This is a genomic window from Pleurocapsa sp. PCC 7319, from assembly GCF_000332195.1.
Taxonomy (GTDB): Bacteria; Cyanobacteriota; Cyanobacteriia; order Cyanobacteriales; family Xenococcaceae; genus Waterburya.
In genome coordinates, this window is the sequence record NZ_KB235922.1 from 3,611,754 (window position 1) to 3,629,338 (window position 17,585).

General features: G+C 38.8%; 20 protein-coding genes and 2 pseudogenes. 14 read left to right on the forward strand and 8 right to left on the reverse strand.

Going from position 1 to position 17,585, the window contains the following annotated elements:
- Window positions 1-143 precede the first annotated feature (143 nt).
- The 6 genes from PLEUR7319_RS0120370 (at window position 144) to PLEUR7319_RS0120395 (ending at window position 4,047) form a co-directional block, all read left to right on the forward strand.
- Window positions 144-1,043, forward strand: coding sequence for an MBL fold metallo-hydrolase (locus tag PLEUR7319_RS0120370; RefSeq protein ID WP_019507081.1), 900 nt, complete (start codon window positions 144-146; stop codon window positions 1,041-1,043).
- Between the two features lie 32 nt (window positions 1,044-1,075).
- Window positions 1,076-1,492, forward strand: a complete 417-nt coding sequence (locus PLEUR7319_RS0120375; protein WP_019507082.1) for a VOC family protein — start codon at window positions 1,076-1,078, stop codon at window positions 1,490-1,492.
- A 171-nt stretch (window positions 1,493-1,663) separates the two neighbouring features.
- Window positions 1,664-2,506: an oxidoreductase gene (locus PLEUR7319_RS0120380; protein ID WP_019507083.1), complete on the forward strand. Its 843-nt coding sequence runs from the start codon at window positions 1,664-1,666 to the stop codon at window positions 2,504-2,506.
- Between the two features lie 37 nt (window positions 2,507-2,543).
- Window positions 2,544-2,801, forward strand: coding sequence for a VOC family protein (locus PLEUR7319_RS36195; protein ID WP_019507084.1), 258 nt, complete (start codon window positions 2,544-2,546; stop codon window positions 2,799-2,801).
- Window positions 2,786-3,091 carry a hypothetical protein gene (locus PLEUR7319_RS0120390; RefSeq protein ID WP_019507085.1) on the forward strand — a complete coding sequence of 102 codons (306 nt, stop codon included), beginning with the start codon at window positions 2,786-2,788 and terminating at the stop codon, window positions 3,089-3,091. The genes PLEUR7319_RS36195 and PLEUR7319_RS0120390 overlap by 16 nt, the downstream gene beginning before the upstream one ends.
- A gap of 56 nt (window positions 3,092-3,147) precedes the next feature.
- Entirely contained in the window at window positions 3,148-4,047 is a 900-nt protein-coding gene (locus tag PLEUR7319_RS0120395; RefSeq protein WP_019507086.1) for an SDR family oxidoreductase, read from the forward strand.
- Here PLEUR7319_RS0120395 and PLEUR7319_RS0120400 read toward each other — a convergent pair.
- The 4 genes and pseudogenes from PLEUR7319_RS0120400 to PLEUR7319_RS0120415 form a co-directional block, all read right to left on the reverse strand.
- Entirely contained in the window at window positions 4,038-4,253 is a 216-nt protein-coding gene (locus PLEUR7319_RS0120400) for a type II toxin-antitoxin system Phd/YefM family antitoxin (protein ID WP_019507087.1), read from the reverse strand. The genes PLEUR7319_RS0120395 and PLEUR7319_RS0120400 overlap by 10 nt on opposite strands.
- A gap of 111 nt (window positions 4,254-4,364) precedes the next feature.
- Window positions 4,365-4,811, reverse strand: coding sequence for an MAPEG family protein (locus PLEUR7319_RS0120405; protein ID WP_019507088.1), 447 nt, complete (start codon window positions 4,809-4,811; stop codon window positions 4,365-4,367).
- A 36-nt stretch (window positions 4,812-4,847) separates the two neighbouring features.
- Window positions 4,848-5,905, reverse strand: a pseudogene (locus PLEUR7319_RS36200) (transposase).
- 362 nt (window positions 5,906-6,267) lie between these two features.
- On the reverse strand, window positions 6,268-6,837 hold the full coding sequence (locus tag PLEUR7319_RS0120415; protein ID WP_019507089.1) for a Uma2 family endonuclease: 570 nt from the start codon (window positions 6,835-6,837) through the stop codon (window positions 6,268-6,270).
- A 312-nt stretch (window positions 6,838-7,149) separates the two neighbouring features.
- On the opposite strand from PLEUR7319_RS0120415, the pseudogene PLEUR7319_RS43615 reads away from it, so the two are divergent.
- Window positions 7,150-8,047: pseudogene (locus tag PLEUR7319_RS43615) on the forward strand (IS630 family transposase).
- Here the strand turns inward: PLEUR7319_RS43615 and PLEUR7319_RS36210 are convergent.
- A complete protein-coding gene (locus PLEUR7319_RS36210) occupies window positions 8,019-8,300 on the reverse strand; it encodes a hypothetical protein (RefSeq protein ID WP_019503389.1) in 282 nt (93 codons plus the stop codon). The pseudogene PLEUR7319_RS43615 and the gene PLEUR7319_RS36210 overlap by 29 nt on opposite strands.
- Before the next feature lie 102 nt (window positions 8,301-8,402).
- Window positions 8,403-9,794: an IS4 family transposase gene (locus tag PLEUR7319_RS0120430; RefSeq protein WP_019503390.1), complete on the reverse strand. Its 1,392-nt coding sequence runs from the start codon at window positions 9,792-9,794 to the stop codon at window positions 8,403-8,405.
- Window positions 9,795-9,851: 57 nt separating this feature from the next.
- Between PLEUR7319_RS0120430 and PLEUR7319_RS41395 the strand changes: the two genes are divergently transcribed.
- Window positions 9,852-10,007, forward strand: a complete 156-nt coding sequence (locus tag PLEUR7319_RS41395; RefSeq protein WP_019507090.1) for a hypothetical protein — start codon at window positions 9,852-9,854, stop codon at window positions 10,005-10,007.
- A gap of 10 nt (window positions 10,008-10,017) precedes the next feature.
- Here the strand turns inward: PLEUR7319_RS41395 and PLEUR7319_RS0120440 are convergent, their stop codons facing one another.
- Entirely contained in the window at window positions 10,018-10,719 is a 702-nt protein-coding gene (locus PLEUR7319_RS0120440) for an SDR family oxidoreductase (protein ID WP_019507091.1), read from the reverse strand.
- Between the two features lie 324 nt (window positions 10,720-11,043).
- On the opposite strand from PLEUR7319_RS0120440, the gene PLEUR7319_RS0120445 reads away from it, so the two are divergent.
- The 3 genes from PLEUR7319_RS0120445 to PLEUR7319_RS0120460 all read left to right on the forward strand — a co-directional run bounded on the left by PLEUR7319_RS0120445 (window position 11,044) and on the right by PLEUR7319_RS0120460 (window position 13,663).
- Window positions 11,044-11,829, forward strand: a complete 786-nt coding sequence (locus tag PLEUR7319_RS0120445) for a GNAT family N-acetyltransferase (protein ID WP_019507092.1) — start codon at window positions 11,044-11,046, stop codon at window positions 11,827-11,829.
- 153 nt (window positions 11,830-11,982) lie between these two features.
- Entirely contained in the window at window positions 11,983-12,990 is a 1,008-nt protein-coding gene (locus PLEUR7319_RS0120455; RefSeq protein ID WP_019507093.1) for an NAD(P)-dependent alcohol dehydrogenase, read from the forward strand.
- A gap of 103 nt (window positions 12,991-13,093) precedes the next feature.
- Entirely contained in the window at window positions 13,094-13,663 is a 570-nt protein-coding gene (locus PLEUR7319_RS0120460) for a Uma2 family endonuclease (protein WP_019507094.1), read from the forward strand.
- Between the two features lie 130 nt (window positions 13,664-13,793).
- On the opposite strand, the gene PLEUR7319_RS36215 is transcribed toward PLEUR7319_RS0120460, so the two are convergent.
- Window positions 13,794-14,237 carry an SRPBCC domain-containing protein gene (locus tag PLEUR7319_RS36215; protein ID WP_019507095.1) on the reverse strand — a complete coding sequence of 148 codons (444 nt, stop codon included), beginning with the start codon at window positions 14,235-14,237 and terminating at the stop codon, window positions 13,794-13,796.
- Between the two features lie 63 nt (window positions 14,238-14,300).
- Here PLEUR7319_RS36215 and PLEUR7319_RS0120470 point away from each other — a divergent pair, with 63 nt between their 5' ends.
- The 3 genes from PLEUR7319_RS0120470 to PLEUR7319_RS0120480 all read left to right on the forward strand — a co-directional run bounded on the left by PLEUR7319_RS0120470 (window position 14,301) and on the right by PLEUR7319_RS0120480 (window position 17,451).
- The gene (locus tag PLEUR7319_RS0120470; protein ID WP_019507096.1) at window positions 14,301-14,999 is read left to right on the forward strand and encodes an SDR family NAD(P)-dependent oxidoreductase; all 699 of its coding nucleotides are present in this window, start codon (window positions 14,301-14,303) and stop codon (window positions 14,997-14,999) included.
- A 141-nt stretch (window positions 15,000-15,140) separates the two neighbouring features.
- Entirely contained in the window at window positions 15,141-16,013 is an 873-nt protein-coding gene (locus PLEUR7319_RS0120475) for an aldo/keto reductase (protein ID WP_019507097.1), read from the forward strand.
- 229 nt (window positions 16,014-16,242) lie between these two features.
- Window positions 16,243-17,451 carry a HAMP domain-containing sensor histidine kinase gene (locus PLEUR7319_RS0120480; protein ID WP_019507098.1) on the forward strand — a complete coding sequence of 403 codons (1,209 nt, stop codon included), beginning with the start codon at window positions 16,243-16,245 and terminating at the stop codon, window positions 17,449-17,451.
- The last annotated feature ends 134 nt before the right edge of the window (window positions 17,452-17,585 follow it).

The window sequence follows — 17,585 nt, forward strand, 5'->3', positions numbered from 1 at the left end:
AATCCTAATATCAAATTTCAACATCGAAATTAAAACAAAACTTGATTCAATGCGAATTGACCACGTTATGATTAGCGTTCTCAAATATCAACAAACGCTTTAATTTAAAAAAGATTTGTAAAAAAAGATAATTACATACAAAAATGGCTAACTTACAACAAAAACGCTCCGAAAATGTTGACGGTGATTTTTATGTCGATCGCTCTTGTATCAACTGCGATACCTGTCGTTGGATGGCTCCTAATATTTACCGTCAGGAAGGTTCTAAATCTGCTGTATACCATCAACCAAGCAATCCAGATGAACGTATTCAAGCATTGGAAGCACTGCTAGCCTGTCCGACAGCTTCGATTGGTACGATCGAGAAACCCCAAGAAATCAAGCAGGTACAGTCGAGATTTCCGCTTTTAATAGCTGACAATGTCTATCATTGTGGCTATCACTCAGAATCTTCTTTTGGTGCTGCAAGTTACTTAATTCGACGTCCCGAAGGGAATATTTTGGTAGATTCCCCTCGTTTCGCCCCCCCATTGGTCAAGCAAATTGAACAAATGGGAGGAGTTAAATATCTGTATCTTACCCATCGCGATGATGTTGCCGACCATCGTAAATTTAATGACCATTTTGGTTGCGATAAGCCTGACGGCATAGCTATGCAACGCATTTTGCATCAAGATGAGATTTCTCAATCTACAAAAGATGTAGAAATTGTTTTAACTGGTACGGATAATTATCAGTTAGCTGACGATCTGCTAGTTATTGTCGTCCCTGGTCATACTAAAGGACATACGATTTTACTGTACGATAACAAATTCTTATTTACTGGCGATCATTTGGCATGGTCTGATAAAGAACATCAGCTAATCGCTTTTCGTCGTGCTTGTTGGTATTCGTGGACGGAGTTAACCAAATCGATGGCAAAGCTAACTAACTACAATTTTGAATGGGTGTTACCAGGTCATGGCAGACGCTATCATGCAGATGCTCAAAAAATGCAGCAGGAATTAGTAAAATGCCTTGAATGGATGCAGGAGGTGGCATGAATTCTAAATTAAACCGAACATAACTTGATTCAATGCAAATTGACCACGTAATGCTTAGCGTTCCCAACTATCAAGAAACGCTTCAATGGTATCAAGAAAAATTCGGTGCAACCATAGAAAAAGAATGGACTGTAGATGAATTCCCCGATTTACAACTAGCTTATCTAGATGTTCGAGGTTTTCGGATTGAAGTTGTAGGTACGACTCAAGCGCGTTCGGGAATGCCCAAGATGTCAGATTTTGGAGAAGCTTTACGCACAACAGGCGTGGGACATTTTTGCTTTCGAGTAGATAGCGTTGATGATGCGATCGCGGAATTAAATAAAAAAGGCGTACCAACATTTATCGAAGCATTTGATGCACCTCAAGTTGGGGTAAGAGTTGGCTTTGTCAAAGACAATAACGGCAATATAATTGAGTTCTCAGGTGCAATGAATTCTGCTCAATAAATAAAGTAACTTCTTAAACATGGAAATAGATCGCTTGTGAATAAATAGCGATCGCTTTTCTTGAAAACGCAAGAAAAAGAAAAAATGAGCAAGATCTGACAAGACAATTTTACTGACGGGTTTTTAAGCTAACTAAAAGTTTTCTACGCAAACTAACCAGGATATACAGTCATGACAAATATTGAAACAAAAAAAGTCTTAATTACTGGTGTTTCTTCAGGTTTGGGTCGGGCTTTAGCTCAGAAAATTTTAGAACGGGGTGGCTGTGTTGCTGGTACTCTGCGAGACAAGTCACAGATGAGTGAATTTGAAGCACTTGCTCCAGGACGTGCAGTCGCAGTAGAAATGGATATTACCAATCCCGAACAAGTTAAGGTTGGAGTGGAAAAAGCGATCACCACTTTTGGTCAGATTGATGTATTGGCTAACAATGCGGGACACGGTTTAGTAGGTGCAATTGAAGAAACTAGCGATCTCGAAGCTCAACGAATGCTCGATACCAATTTTTTGGGTAATCTGAGAGTTACTCGCGCCATACTTCCGCAGATGCGCCAACAAAAAAGTGGTCACATTATTAATTATTCAGCTATTGGTGGTTTTACTGGCTTTCCCGGTCTTGGGGTATACAGTGCAGCTAAAGCAGCTGTAGATATTATGGGGGAAGCTTTAGCAGCAGAAGTTAAACCGTTGGGAATCAATGTCACTATTTTAACCGTAGGTATATTTCGGACTGATTTTGCAGGACGCTCTTTACAGCATACAGAACAAGTCTTAGATGACTACCAAGAAACCCCCGCAGGTAAATTTCGAGGATTTATCGATAATCTTTCAGGAAATCAGCCCAACGATCCCGAGCTAGCAGCCGAGGCAATAATCAAGCTGATTGAATCGGACAAACCACCGTTGCACTTAGCTTTAGGTAATGATGCGATTAAAACGATTCAGGATAAAATCGAACGTTTGCAGCAAGATGTTAGAGCTTGGCAAGAAGTTTCTGCTTCTACAGCTTATTAAATCAAAAAGATTCAACTAAATCAATTTTACTAATTTTATGAAATTTGAATATACATATACGCGCTTAAATGTCGCTAACTATCAAGTCTGTAAAGAGTTTTACCGCGATATATTGGGATTTGAAGTTATCTTTACCGATGATAAGGAAGAATATACCGAACTAGCTACAGGTCAAACTCAGATTACTATCTTCAACCGTCAGAAATTGGGAACTTTTGTTAATGCGTCTGAAAATATTAGTTATGACCCTAACTATGCAGGAGTGGTATTAAGCTTTCAGTGTCTTGGTTTTTAAGCGATCGCCTTACTTTTACTGAATTAGCAGCTACCTTTGAGCGAGTCACGGGTATTCTCGCAGAATATCAATCAATGAGCGATGAAGATTTTTTAGCTCTTGATATATCTAATGTCCACGATCCGCTCAATCAATTTAAGTTTCACCGTCAATATGGTCCTTATCGCGACCATGAAACGTTAAGAAAAATCTATCCTAACTTAATGAATTTTGAAGCTTGGCTGCAACATACCAATTGGAGAGGTGAATCTCAAGAGGTTCAAAAAAATGCCATAACAGGCAGCAAATAAACTTACTGGCGATCGCTATATTCAATTAAAACAATACTAATAAGGAGTTAATTACAATGACCAAACCAAATATTTTGGTTCTTGGTGCTACGGGGAAAGTTGGTGGTGAAGTAATAAATCAGCTACAAAATAATAAAGATATTAATGTAGTAGCTGCTACTCGTTCTTCAGACAAAGCCAAAGCGTTTAAAGACAAAAGCATTGACAGCGTAATTTTAGACTTAGATAATCCAGAAACGATCGCCCCTGCACTGAAAAATATAGACAGAGCATTATTACTAACCGGCTACACCGTTGATATGCTTAGACAAAGCAAGCGATTTCTCGATACAGCCAAACAAACAGGAGTCAAACACATCGTTCACATCGGCGCATCTACCGCACCTACTAATGAAGTGGCTCATTGGGGATGGCATCAATTTATTGAGTCATATATTGAAAAACTAGGCTTTGGCTACACCCATCTACGTCCCGAAGCCTTCATGCAAAACCTATTTGGCTTTGGTTGGCTCAATAATGGGGTAATTACTAACTATATTGGTAATGCTCGTTGGAGTTGGATCGATTGTTATGACTTGGCTGCGGTGGTAGTGCAAACTTTATTACATCCAGACAAATATGCGGGTCAAACTATACCTCTTGGTTACGATGCCAAAACAATGGACGAGGTAGCTCAAATTCTCACAGAAGTTGTCGGACAACCATTTAAGATCGAAGCTCATCCGACCAAAGAGTTTTTAAACAATGCTCTACAAGAGGGAGTAGAAGGAGTCTATCCTAATGCCTATATGAAATGTGTGTATACTCAATTCGAGTTAAACGTAGCCGATAAAATCCCCGAAGCCGATCGCACTTTCAATAATTTTGAAGCCATAGTAGGACGCAAACCAAATACCTGGAAAGATTTTGCCGTAAACTATCGCGAACAACTTACCAAATACGAGCGTCAAATATAGTCTTTAAAGTCTTCTAAAGGCTCATCGAAATCATCACTCATCCAAACCTTACCTTTTGCACTACCTCTTTTCAAAGGACGTTTTACTGGTGAAATCTTTGCTACTGGCTTATTGTCCCGAACAATTGTAATTTCTTCACCCTCAATCGCCATGTCTAATAATTTTGCTAAATTTGTTTTAGCTTGAGTTATATCTACCTGAGTCATAGTCTGAATTTGATTTTCTATTAATAATTGACTGTAGGAGTAGCAAAATAAACGCACACTCGAAAATATCGACGCACATTTTATCCAGCTAGACGTAAGCGATCGCACGCTTTAATTAGCTGCAAAAGTAGATTGCCAAACAATATGTCCTGCCATGGCAAATGTCACCCAAAGCCCCAACTGATATGATAAGTTACGCCAGGGCTGAAGTGCTTTTAGATAGCTAATCGTATGAGCGATTCTGCCGATTACAAATAGTGGTAGATAAATCTCAACTCCTCTTGACCAACAATCTAATTGTATATAGGCGATCGCTATAAATAGGAAAATGGGAATATTTTCACCATCATTACGCAGTACACTTTGGGCTCGATCAACTAGTTCACCTTGTTTTGTAGCATCAGGCTTAGAACCAAACAATTTATCAAACATTGCTGCATCTTCGGGATTGTCAAAACCGCGATGTTTATATCGTTCATATCCCTGGACTAAAACCACTGCGAACATTTTTAAAAACAGCACCACCACCGTCAGTCCATAAATTTTCCAACTATCCATAACTTATTTCTCCTATTGTTAAATTAATAACTGACGTTACGCACTCTTGAGCAAATGTAATTCGCACATAGCTTGTTTCAAAGCAGTGACATAAATACGATTTCTCAGGGCAAAATGGTTCATTTTGTGTTTCAATTTTAGACATTCCAATTGAAATGCAGCATAGACGGACATAAAAATGTGATTGCTTTGAGTGCGGATTGATTTAGTTGGAGATTTCGCCAAACCAGTATTGGACTTGAGTGTTTTATGAAAGACTTCCACGTTCCACCGTTTTTGATAGATTGCTTCAAGTTTGGTCACATCACAGTTAAAATCGCTACAAGCCAAATACAAAATGCCAATACTTCCATCTTTGTTTGTAAAGACTTGACGGTGGAGTAAAACAGGAAAATCTAATCCTTTAAGCCACCCCCTAATTAGCTTTTTTTCTGACCATTCAAGAGAATCTATTCGGCAAAAATGACCTTGTTTCTTACTTTCCTCACTCACCGCTACTGTACGATTACTTTTGATTGCCATGATGAAATGCTTCTTTAAATCTTGGCGAATAAAAGTCATGTTTTCTTTAGAAGAAAACCAACTATCGGCTAGCACGTACTTATATTTAAGCTGATTTCTCTGACAAATCTTTAATTGATTTCGAGTCAGCTCATTTTTAGTTACTGTTCCTCTTCGTTTCTCTTTTCGAGTTTTTAAATCACAGAATTTTATAGGTTTTTTGATAATATTAAACCCGACTGGTAAGCTGATATTTTCTACACTGTAGACATAATTGATGATGTTAATTCCCTTAACTGAGCGTTTTGATTGATGGTCATGACAGGGCAAACCAATTCACTTTCTTGTGTATAAGGTTTTTTCTCAATCGTGTCATCTACAATCAGTACCCCTTCTTCTTGTTCAGACTCTCTTACTACTGGTTTTACTAGTTTCCATAGCTCTTTCGAGTTCAGGTCTTTGTTCGATAAGAAACGAGTTATTTTGTCATGACTGATACTTCCTCCCAGTGCTTTAGATAATCCTGTTGCTGTTATCTGTCCAAATGAGCTGATAATATAATCGCTGTATAATTCCAAAAGCTTCATGTTCATCTCAATATGATAGCTTTTGCGTAACGTCAGTTAATAAAATAAGCCACAAATTACACCTTAATTTAGACGTTGCAAGTTGAATCACCCAATAGTGTAAACTATGGACTATACTCCAAGGTCAAGAGTAAAAAGATGCGAATTGGTTGCTTAGCAAAATGTTCGGGCTTGTCGATCAATTCGATACGATTTTATTTACTTATGGAGAAACAAAATTATGAGTGATTAAAAAACAGCTTTAATAACTGGTGTAAATCGTGGGATTGGATTTGCGACTAACATTCAATTATAATAACTTCCCAATTGAGACGTGTGATAAAACATTAATTGAATTATTATGCAATAAATTAGCTTTAATTAATCTCTTATCCTCTTTGTAATACTCGATCGGCTGTTAAATCGTTTTGTGCTAATAAAGGTGAGTAAATGCGATCGCTACCTCGATAAACTTTTTCCTCATAAAAACCTTCAACCAATTCCAAAATTGTTACTTTCTGTTGAATTGCATCTACGATCCAATATTCGCTAATTCCTCTGGCTGCGTACTCACTGCGCTTGTAACGATAATCTCGCTTTTCTTGATTAGGACTGACAACTTCTACAGCCAGAATAGGTGGTGGCATATCCATTAAGATAATCGATCTAGTCGCACCTTCGAGTACCGTCGCCAATTCCTCGGATAACACAAGTAAATCTGGTAAGCGTACAGATACTCTTGCCCCACTAACGGCTATCTCTGTTTTCATGGTCAGTCGATAAGAAGGAATACCCTGTTGGAGCAAATATGCTAGCAAAAACATGGCAATTCGGCGATTAATTTCGCTCTCCGAAGGCATCCAGATTAATTCTCCATTTTCTAGTTCGTATAAATTATCCGTGCCATCATCATAAGCAAGGAACTCTTCTAGAGACATTTTCTGAGTGGTAGTGGTCATTTTTAGAATTCCTCAGGAGTTTATTCGATCCTATCATTTGGCTCATCTTAGCTCTGACTTTTCACGGTATCTTGGGTCGAAAAAAAACTAGGTAATAATGTTCGCTAACTTTTGTTCAATCTTGAGGTTTCCTCAACCAAATCTGACAAACCCATTGAAAGTGTACTCATCCCTCGCTCCAAAGCTTCAATTCGACCACGACGTGATAGAGCTTCAACCGCTTTCAAATAAGCTTGACTTCCAGCTTTATAGTCATTCTAAATAGGAAACATATGAAATAATATAAGCTAGATGAGAAATCAATCAGGTTAGATGACTTATAGTGTAGATTTGCGAAAGCGGGTAGTGGACTTTGTAGCGGCTGGAGGCTCCAAAGCCGAAGCATCAAGAAGATATGAGGTAAGTCTATGGTGTGTGAATGATTGGTGTCGAAGAAAGAATTTGACTCCAGCACCACAACTTGGAAGAAAGCGAAAACTAGACTCTCTAGCAATTGCCCAACATATTCAAGAAAATCCAGATGCTTTGTTAAGAGAAAGGGCGCAATATTTTGGAGTGCATACGAGTGCTATTGGGTATGCCCAGAAGCAAATGAAGTTAACTCGTAAAAAAAACGCTGAAATACACTGAACGTAAGCATAGTGAGCGAATCAGCTTTCTGAGAAATTTACGTAAAATTGTCATTCTTGACGGATCAAGCAATTTAGTTTACTTGGATGAATCAGGCTTTGAAGAATATGTCTATCGTCCTTATGGCTGGTCAAAACGAGGACAAAAAACTTACGGCGATTGCCCGAAGGGCAGTGGCTTCGCCAATCGCAATGGTAAAAGAGGAACAAGAACAAGTCTGATAGCTGGCAAAAGAGGCAAAGAGTTGTTAGCACCAGTTCTTTTTAAAGGAAGTAAATGGTGCTTTATGGTTTAATCAATGGCTCGAAGAGCATCTAATTCCCGAATTGAAACCAAACTCCACTCTAATTCTTGATAATGCGGCATTTCATCGCAAGGATGATGTGTTTCGCATTGCCGAACAAGCGGGTCACAAAGTTTTGTTTTTACCACCCTATTCACCTGATTTTAATCGTATCGAACAAGACTTTGCGACGCGAAGCTAATCCTTTAGGGCATCCTCAAAAAAAGACGTATTTATTCCGCTCCTGGTACTTCCTTGGATGACATCGTTAAATCATACGGAAATTATTTAGAATGACTATACCTAAATATTGATGACGAGAAGGATTGCCATTTTTGGTGACAAAAATCGGCTCATGGGACATCCATTTGTAATACCAATAACGACCACCCTTTTTTCCTTTAGCTTGGTAGCGCACAATCCAACAACCAGACGGAGCAATTTCACCTTCGTCCCTTATGTCTTGAATATCTTGTTGGAGTTGTTTAATAAGATGTTTAAGTTCATCTAGACGAGTGGCTAGATCCTTCTGTTGACGGGCATTAGCCATAGTTCAGCTCAGAAATAATCGGATATAGTTGTGTAACAAAGCTCGCCAACTATATTCTCATTCTAGTCCTCTCCAAAGTTACAATCAACTCGCTTCTAAACTTCAACCAGGGGAGCGTAATTGCCATCCTTCACATAAAGATTGCAGCTCTAAAAAGCCACGCCATAACACCGTGATGCCAATATTACTCTTTCGGCGATGACTCAAGTAACCGCCCAAACGAGCTACAGCTTGTATCGCCCAAGCTACCGTTAAATCTACTGCGGTGACTGATTTTCCAAATTTGGCAGCTAAAACCTCAATTTGTACCTGATTTAAAATTGAAGATGCAGGTGCATCTGGTTTGGTTCGATGAACATAGGTCATTTTTAACAATTGTGCAGCGATATTCGTTAAAAATCCCAGTAAAACTTGCATACTATCTCCAGATAGACGATAGCTTTCCGCTTTACACCCTGACTTGAGAATTTTATGATATTCTTCAATTCGCCAACGGTAAGTATACCATCGTAAAATGGTTTGTGCTTGTTCCCCATTGGTAACGGGTTCGGAGGTCAAGATCATCCATTCTACGGGTTCACAGCCTTCTGGGGGGTCAATTTCTACGGCATAAACCCCATAAACTTCAAAATATTCTGGTTCTTTCATTCTGGCAGGACTGCGAAGTTTGATGGGTGCATATCTAATTGCCAGAGTAGCGGTTCGCTCTTTTCGATTTGGGGTTTTGGCTAATTCTACTGCTACTTCCATCTTGATAGATTGAGATGGGAGCCATGACCATAAATAACTGTTTGACTCTGATAATGCCCTATTATGTGCTGCTCTTACCACTAACCCTGTATTTGCGGTTTGACTGACTTGTTCAAAGACTTCCGCGATATCTCCTTCTCGGTCAAATACATGAATTACTTTGGTGCTAATACTCTCTGGTTCGGATTTTTCTAAGAGTTTCTGGACGGATTGGAGAGCTTCTATCCATTTATAAGATTCTTTTTGTTCAATCGGACGTCTTCTTGCTTCCGCTTGCTTTTTCTGCTTCTGTTTCTGAGTTAAACTCTTACTTTCTTCATGATTTCGATGCCACAGTTTTTCTGTTAATAATCCTATGGGTTGTCCATTCTCCCCATTTACAGCTAAGGTGCTATGTAAAATTAGTCCATTCCCACCATTGCCAATGGGTCCATATTCGGCTCTTTTTTCGCGGATTTTCTTGTAATCGAGATAGGTTGTATCTCCTACTGCTAATACGATTGAGAGTTCTTTAATCTGCTCTGCTGTTTGAAGATGATAGGGTTGGCACACACTGTTTAGGCTAGTTTTCGGATTGGCAAAGAATTCATAAGCTCTTTTCAGGTCACTTGCTCTCTCAAAAATCGCGGAGAGTGGTTTGCCATATTTTAACGATAATCTCGATTCGATGAACATAGCCCTTTTGGTTAAACGCTGATCTCCAAAGTCACATTTTTCGGTTATTAAATTTTTGGTCTGATTCATTCACCACTCAAAATCTGCTCAATTATTTTGCTCTATCGAGAGGGCAGATTTCTCGAAATGGATAAAATTGTTAGCGAATATTGTTACACAACTTATATACCCTTCAAAAGATGCCGTGAAAAGTCAGATCTTAGCTTTGCAATTGTTCTAAAAGTTCGAGCAGAAAAGAGCGATCGCTTTCTATTAATTGTTGAATTTAAAAATCAGCAGTAACTCAAAAATATTACGCCCCTCTAGCACTCATCGCAGGAATTTGAATTTCTTTGATACAAGTTGAACGGGATAAAGACAAAATGCAATCAATAACGCTCAACAAATCTGATAAAGGGATAGCATTGCTTTCAGGTTGTCCAGCTTGCTTGAGATCGTCTAATACTTCAGGAGTAGCGATATTTCCAGGATTGATAATTGTGACTGCAATGCGATCGCTGCGTAATTCTTCTCTAAGCGCATGAACGACACCTCGCAAACCAAACTTTGATGCTGTGTTAGCAACTTCTCGTGCAGGAAAATTATCCAAACCCGATAACGCCCCCATAAAAATTACTTTTGGGTTTGCACCTTGACGCAGGGCGGGTAATAAAGATTTAACCAGACGAATTGGTGCTAAAAGATTCACAGCGATAACATTTTCTATGTCTTCATCAGCGCATCGTTCAAAAGAATACTCTTTGGTAAAAGCATTAGTTTCCCATGTACCTCCCATGTATAAAAGTGCATCCAAAGGAGAATTACCAACTGCAAGTTTTACAGTTTCAATTCCTGCTTTAGTGCTAATGTCTGCTTCGATCCAATTGCCAAAATTAGCCCGAGAACGAGAGACAGTAATTAATTCGGTAGTAGAAGACAAGATATGCTCGCTAACTGCAGCACCGATACCACGACTAGCACCAACTACAAGAATTTTTTGAAATTTACGAGCCACGTTCGAGTCACCTCAAATTTATTTTCTCAAACTTACCAAAGACAAAAGGAGCAAACAAATGAATGTCCAAGAACCTAAAATAGTATTAAGTAGGTCAACCTAATTAAACGTAAAATAAAAATCCCTACTCCCTTATTCCCCCAAGTCTGCTTATCGGTTTAATGTTTAATAAAGTAGAGCTACTTAGTTACAGGTGGTAATTACAAGATTGGATTGGCGATCGCCAATTACTTCAACGTTGTCATCGCAGTATTTCTAACCACAAAAATCTTGTAATCTACAATATCGGCAAGATCGCTAACTATTCATAGGAGGGAAAAGAAGTTGAATCCTCTATTAGATCGACTGATATATGACAACTTTGTTGAAGCCACTAGGGAATTTGGACGTTGGGGTCGCTCGAATCAATTAATCGAGCAAGACGGACTGATGTGCATCCTCGGAGGTACGACTTTTCCTATATTTACTAATTGTGTTGTTCGCCTCGATCGCCAGATACCTGCAAGAGAGGCGATCGACAGAGCAAAATCTTGGTTTCAACCTCATGCTAGAGATTTTACTATTTACACTTACGGAGAAGAAGATCGAGATTTAGAAGAGCAATTAAGCTCCTTACAGCTACAGCAATTGTTTGATACCCCTGTTATGGTTTTAGATTCTGAGGTAGAAATACCCGATATTCCCGCTTCTGTTGAAATTAAAGTAGCTGATAGTGAGAAAGATATTTTAGATGTACGTCATGTAAATAGCCTTGGTTTTGAAACCCTTGAAATTCCCAGAGAACATACCGAAGCGATTTTTGGAGTTCCTCACAGACTGCTTTCTCCTAAGATAATTACCTATATCGCCTATCTTGACGGTCAACCAGCTTCTACTGCCATGACTATTATGACCGAATTAGTAGCTGGAATCTACTGGGTAAGTACTACTCCTCAAGCTAGAGGTTTGGGCTTAAGTACTATTTGTACGAGTTTGGCTAGTAACGCAGGGTTTCAACGAGGAGCGCGAATAGCTACCCTTCAAGCATCGCCAATGGGCGAATCAGTTTATCAACGAATTGGATATCGCAGTATCGATCGTCTGAAATGTTTTTTGGTGTCACCTAGTTAAAAACTTTACTTCCTATATTCTAATGAATGATAAATCAGTCAAAACAGCATTAATTACGGGTGCAAATCGTGGAATTGGATTTGCGATCACGCAGCGTCAGACTTTGCCCAATTGCTAGAACTTCTTCAAACATCATATCAACAATAAATCATCATGAAAGCTTACCAAGTTCAAACTACAGAGAATAAAAACGATCTAGTATTGACTGAATTACCCAAGCCTCAACCTGGTTTCGGACAAGTGCTGATTAAGGTAAGAGCAACCGCACTCAACTATCGCGATTTAATTGTCTTGCAAGGACAGTATCAGGGACAGAAATCTCCTGTAATTCCCATGTCCGATGGTACTGGAGAAGTAGTGGCGGTAGGGGAAGGGGTAACTCGCGTGAAAGTAGGAGATCGCGTTGCCGGTACTTTCTTTCAAGATTGGATTTCTGGCAAGATTACTCGTTCTGTCATGTCTTCCGATCTCGGTGGCGCTATTGATGGGATGCTATCTGAATACGTAGTACTAAACCAGGATGGTGTAGTTTTAATTCCCGAACATCTAAGCTATACAGAAGCTGCAACTTTGCCCTGTGCTGCTGTTACTGCCTGGCACGCTCTTGTTACTAAAGGTAATCTGCAAGCAGGGGAAACTGTATTGGTGTTAGGTACGGGAGGAGTTTCTGGATTCGCTACCAAGTTTGCCAAATTAAAGGGCGCAAAAGTAATTGCCACCTCCAGTAGCGATCGCAAATTAGAACAAATGCGAGAATTGGGAGCAGATCTGACTATTAATTACAAAACTACTCCTGACTGGGAAAAACAGGTTTACGAGCTAACCGAACGGACAGGGGTTGACCATGTAGTTGAAGTCGGTGGTGCGGGAACACTAGCTAAATCGTTACAAGCTGTTTGCTATGGCGGACAAGTACATTTAATTGGAGTTTTAACTGGCTTTGGTGGTGAAATTAGTCCCCTGCCGATTATGTTGAAAAGCGTGACTGTAAATGGCATTTACGTAGGAAGTAGGGAAATATTTGAGACGATGAATCAGGCAATTTCTCAGGCTCAATTAAAGCCTGTCATTGATCGCGTTTTTCCGTTTGCAGAAGCTAAAGCAGCTTATCAATATCTCCAAAGTGGTTCTCATTTCGGCAAGGTGGTAATTGAAATTTAAGTAAGAAGTAAAAGCTAATGACTTGTTTAGTTAATCAGTTAATTGAATTCTCTAGATGGCTTAAAATCTAGATAGTTGCTGGTGTTTCATACCCACTAAAATTATGATTCAGGTCAAGCCAAGGTTTCAAAGCTTTGAAGAATATTTAGTCTATGACGATGGCACGGATAAGCTATACGAACTATTCAATGGAGAATTAATCGAAGTGCCTCCAGAATCGGGAATAAATGTCCAAATTGCCAATCGTCTTTTTCTAATGTTTGCTCTTTTACTTGGCACAGATAGAGTAAGAGGGCATGGATTAGAAGTAGAAGTAAATGGCGAACCGAGAAACCGCTATCCCGATTTGACGATCTTGCGGGAAGAACATATCGAACAATTGGCAAAGCGTAATACGGTTCGTTTAACTATGTCTCCTCCTTTACTGGTAGCGGAAGTAGTCAGTCCTGGAGAATTACAGCGCAATCGTGATTACATTGCTAAACGAGTACAATACCAAGACTGTGGTATTCCTGAATATTGGATTATCGATCCTGAAGCTCAAACAGTATTAATTTTGGAATTATCTGAAGGGAACTATCAGGAGAAGGGTAATTTTTCTGGTCGATCGCAACTGCTTTCGTCACAGTTTCCCAAACTCAATTTTACAGTAGGGCAAATTTTTAATAACTAGTCTATATCCAAGTAGAAAATAGGTTTAAATAAGAGATTGTCAAGTAATTATCGAATCGCGATCGCTGTAAAAAAGATTGAACGACAGAATAAATTGTCCTGACGTATTAACTCAATTTACATAACAACAACTAAACAGTCGAGGAACGGTTTTTTTCAACAAAATTCTTGAGATTTGATAGTAAAAAATCCCATACCTGCAACATTTGAAGATATATTGGTTCGGATTGAATATTTTTTTGTTCTAATGTTAAAGTAGTGCCATTGTCTTGTTCAGACAGGCTATAGCAAATTGTGACGTAATTTTGAGAGGTTCGTTCTGTCCCATGATTAGTACTCCAATATGTATATTGAAATTTTTCATTAGGTAATAAAACATCAATTTTGCCGTAATCACTAAAGCTATTGCCGTCAACGTTTCCTTTGCAAATTATTTCGCTATCTACTTGCCAGTCTGAAATAACTTCTTCTAAGGGGTAATATTGAACAATTTTATTGGAATTAGTTAAAGCATCAAACACTTCATTAGTAGGTGCATTGATAAGCAGTGTTTTCTCGATTGAGAAAATTTCCATAATTTGTTTTTTCTACCTCAATAATTAGCTGAATTTTAAATTATACGGAATATCAACAACACTATGAACAATCAAAAAATTGCTTTAATTACGGGTGCAAATCGCGGTATCGGATATGCGATCGCCCACGGATTGCTAAAAGCAGATTTTCAAGTGATTATTGGTTCTAGATCGCTCGACAAAGGTAAAGCAGCAGCCGAACAACTCAATTCACCCTTAGTTAGTGTGGTAGAAATTGATATTGCTGAGGATGATAGTATTAACAAGGCTTTTAATGAGTTAAACGACAAAATAGATCGCCTGGACGTATTAGTTAATAACGCAGGTATCTATCCTGACAATGGTTTCAATATTCTGACTATCAATCGCGATTTGTTAACTAAAACCTTAAATGCAAATACCTTTGGGGCGATTAAGACAACACAAATATTTCTCCCCTTACTTGAAAAAGCCGACCAAGCAAGAATTATCAACTACTCCAGTGGTTACGGACAATTAGCGGGACTTTCTGCTGGCGTACCGAGTTATTGCTTATCGAAACTAACTCTCAATGGGGCAACGATTATGTTGGCGGATGCTTTAGCCAGTAAAAATATTACTGTCAATGCTGTCGATCCTGGCTGGGTAAGTTCGGATATGGGGGGAGAAAATGCACCAAGAACCACCGAACAAGGTGCGGATACAGCAGTTTGGTTAGCTACGATTGATGCAGTTAAAGATAGTGGAAAACTGTGGCGCGATCGCTCTGTTGTTTCCTTGTAATCATTTATATTTAATTTCACCCACCTACTTATATAAAGAGAAATGCCATTATCACCGTACTTTCTTTAGCTCGAACTAGACAAGCTAAGTTTTTTTGATATAATATTTACATTACGTTTCGTTTTAAATAAAAAAGCAACTATGAAAAACACAACAGCAGTAGCTCAAACTTACAGTATCGGCGAAGACTTAACAGTTAATCGCCTTGGTTATGGCGCAATGCGTCTTTCAGGACAACCAGGAAACTTTGGAGCTTATCCTGACTGGGAGGGAGGAGAACAGCTTTTACGTCGTGCAGTTGAGCTAGGAGTAAACTTTATCGATACCGCAGAAGCATATGGTGCAGGATTCAATGAAGAAATCATTGCTTCAGCTTTGCATCCATATAAACAAGACCTGGTTATTGCTACTAAGGGCGGAATAAACAAACCCGCACCAGATAAAATTCTAGCTGATGCTTCACCAGAATTTCTGCGGAGTGGTGTAGAAGGCAGCCTACAAAGGCTAAAACTGGAACAAATCGATCTATATCAATTACATCGTCCAGACCCGAAAGTTCCCTTTGCTGAGTCTATAGGAGCATTAAAAGAACTAAAAGATGAAGGGAAAATTCGTCATCTCGGTCTATCCAACGTAACTGTAGAACAGATTGAACAGGCGCGTCAGATAGTGCCAATTGTGTCAGTGCAGAATAAATTTAGTATCAGCGATCGCTCGATGGAGAATGTCTTAGATTACTGTACCAAAAACGATATCGCTTTTATTCCTCATGGTTCATTAGACGCACATCCCCTAAAACAAGGCGCACCTCTAGCCAATGCAGAGGGAATCATAGCAGATATTGCTCAGAGTAAAGGTGTCAAACCTAATCAAATTGCTTTGGCATGGTTACTTCATCGCGCGCCAAATATCATTTTAATTCCAGGAACTACAACTATTGCTCACTTAGAGGAAAATATGGCTGCTGCCGATATTACTCTTACTTTAAAACAGATAGAGGCTTTAAACCATTAAAAAGCACTTGCTTTAATGCAATATTGAAATAAACTCTTTAATTAGGATTTGCTCAGAAAGTTTGAACCATTGAGCTAAAGGGCACCTCGAAAAATTGAGCAATTCAGTCCATCGCTTGCTATTTCTTATAGATTACATCGCAATTTAGAAAATAATTCTTTTTTTGACATCTATCAGCAGAAGTATTATTGTACTAATATCAAGCAGTACGCAAGTTAGTAATTTTTCAGTGAGCAAAGATCTTGGCAAAACTCTATTGGCTAGAACCGATACTATAGTCGACAGTTGGATTAAAACTATTCAGAAGGATGTTGATATAGAGAGTTCTAAAGGGATGACATACCAGGCTGTACGTAATAGTATTCCTTTAGTTGTAGAAGCTCTCGCTACTTTGCTTTCTCAAGCATTAACCAATCAACCACAAAAGCTAGAAGATAAAGGTTGGGAACATGGAATTATGAGAGCCGAACAAGGCTATGATGTAGCTGAGATCGTGCGAGAATATAGTTTATTACGCAAAATTATTTTTACGATCTTAAAACCAGATTTGCTGGTTAAATCTGGGGATGAAATACTGAAAGCAATCGAACTTGTTGATTCATTAATAGATCGCGTCATTTCTCTATCTCTAGAAAGTTATCTTGAAACCCAATTACAAGAACTCGAACAAGTACGGGGTCAACTATTGCTTACCAACCAAGAATTGACTCGTCTGGTAGCAACGCAAAAAGAAGATATTTCTCATTTGGCACACGAATTAAAGTCTCCTCTTAATTCAATCATGGGTTTTTCTACCCTGCTATTACAACAACAGCAAAAAGTTACTCAAGGCAAAGATACATCTTTGAGTCTACAACTTACCGAAAAGGTAATTACAAATAGCAGACAACTACTGCGTTTAATTAACGATATTCTCGAAATTTCTCGCTACGAAACCGGAAAAATACAATTAAATTTGCAATCAACTGACTTGCGATCGCTTATTCGAGTGATCACAGAAACTTTAGAAATTTCTACTATTCAGAAAAACTTAGAAATAATCTTAAACTGCGATCTCGCTCCCGAACAAATACGCACCGATCCTCTAAAATTACAGCAAATTATTACTAATTTGCTTAGCAACGCTATTCGTTATACCGATTCAGGAACTATTACGATAACCTGTCTTACCGACAACAATGACCAATGGTCACTTATTGTTACCGATACTGGAGTTGGTATAGATCCCGAAGCTCAGACCCAAGTTTTTGAACCTTATTATCGAGCTAGCTCGAAAGGCAGCTACTCTCCTCATAGTACTGGTTTGGGATTAGCTATTGTGGACAAGTTAGTCAAACTACTTCAGGGTGAAATAGACTTAGTTTCCCAACCCGGAGAGGGTTCTACTTTTACCGTAACTTTTCCGACAACGATTACAGACAAGGAAACAGAAAATTAGTTTTTAACATCGTAATCGTCAAGTTATAAGTGTAAAAGTCTGATGATATATCGAAGATTATCAAGCTAAGGAGTGATGTTGCATTAAACTTACCTTAGTACCAAGTTTGTTGAGTCTACCAACAATCTATCCAT

What these genes read in the sequence shown, in the direction of transcription:
- PLEUR7319_RS0120370 (WP_019507081.1), top strand. Translation starts at nt 144, where the DNA reads ATGGCTAACTTACAACAAAAACGCTCCGAAAATGTTGACGGTGATTTT.
- PLEUR7319_RS0120375 (WP_019507082.1), top strand. Translation starts at nt 1,076, where the DNA reads ATGCAAATTGACCACGTAATGCTTAGCGTTCCCAACTATCAAGAAACG.
- PLEUR7319_RS0120380 (WP_019507083.1), top strand. Translation starts at nt 1,664, where the DNA reads ATGACAAATATTGAAACAAAAAAAGTCTTAATTACTGGTGTTTCTTCA.
- PLEUR7319_RS36195 (WP_019507084.1), top strand. Translation starts at nt 2,544, where the DNA reads ATGAAATTTGAATATACATATACGCGCTTAAATGTCGCTAACTATCAA.
- PLEUR7319_RS0120395 (WP_019507086.1), top strand. Translation starts at nt 3,148, where the DNA reads ATGACCAAACCAAATATTTTGGTTCTTGGTGCTACGGGGAAAGTTGGT.
- PLEUR7319_RS0120400 (WP_019507087.1), bottom strand. Translation starts at nt 4,253, where the DNA reads ATGACTCAGGTAGATATAACTCAAGCTAAAACAAATTTAGCAAAATTA.
- PLEUR7319_RS0120405 (WP_019507088.1), bottom strand. Translation starts at nt 4,811, where the DNA reads ATGGATAGTTGGAAAATTTATGGACTGACGGTGGTGGTGCTGTTTTTA.
- PLEUR7319_RS0120415 (WP_019507089.1), bottom strand. Translation starts at nt 6,837, where the DNA reads ATGACCACTACCACTCAGAAAATGTCTCTAGAAGAGTTCCTTGCTTAT.
- PLEUR7319_RS36210 (WP_019503389.1), bottom strand. Translation starts at nt 8,300, where the DNA reads ATGGCTAATGCCCGTCAACAGAAGGATCTAGCCACTCGTCTAGATGAA.
- PLEUR7319_RS0120430 (WP_019503390.1), bottom strand. Translation starts at nt 9,794, where the DNA reads ATGAATCAGACCAAAAATTTAATAACCGAAAAATGTGACTTTGGAGAT.
- PLEUR7319_RS41395 (WP_019507090.1), top strand. Translation starts at nt 9,852, where the DNA reads ATGGATAAAATTGTTAGCGAATATTGTTACACAACTTATATACCCTTC.
- PLEUR7319_RS0120455 (WP_019507093.1), top strand. Translation starts at nt 11,983, where the DNA reads ATGAAAGCTTACCAAGTTCAAACTACAGAGAATAAAAACGATCTAGTA.
- PLEUR7319_RS0120460 (WP_019507094.1), top strand. Translation starts at nt 13,094, where the DNA reads ATGATTCAGGTCAAGCCAAGGTTTCAAAGCTTTGAAGAATATTTAGTC.
- PLEUR7319_RS36215 (WP_019507095.1), bottom strand. Translation starts at nt 14,237, where the DNA reads ATGGAAATTTTCTCAATCGAGAAAACACTGCTTATCAATGCACCTACT.
- PLEUR7319_RS0120470 (WP_019507096.1), top strand. Translation starts at nt 14,301, where the DNA reads ATGAACAATCAAAAAATTGCTTTAATTACGGGTGCAAATCGCGGTATC.
- PLEUR7319_RS0120475 (WP_019507097.1), top strand. Translation starts at nt 15,141, where the DNA reads ATGAAAAACACAACAGCAGTAGCTCAAACTTACAGTATCGGCGAAGAC.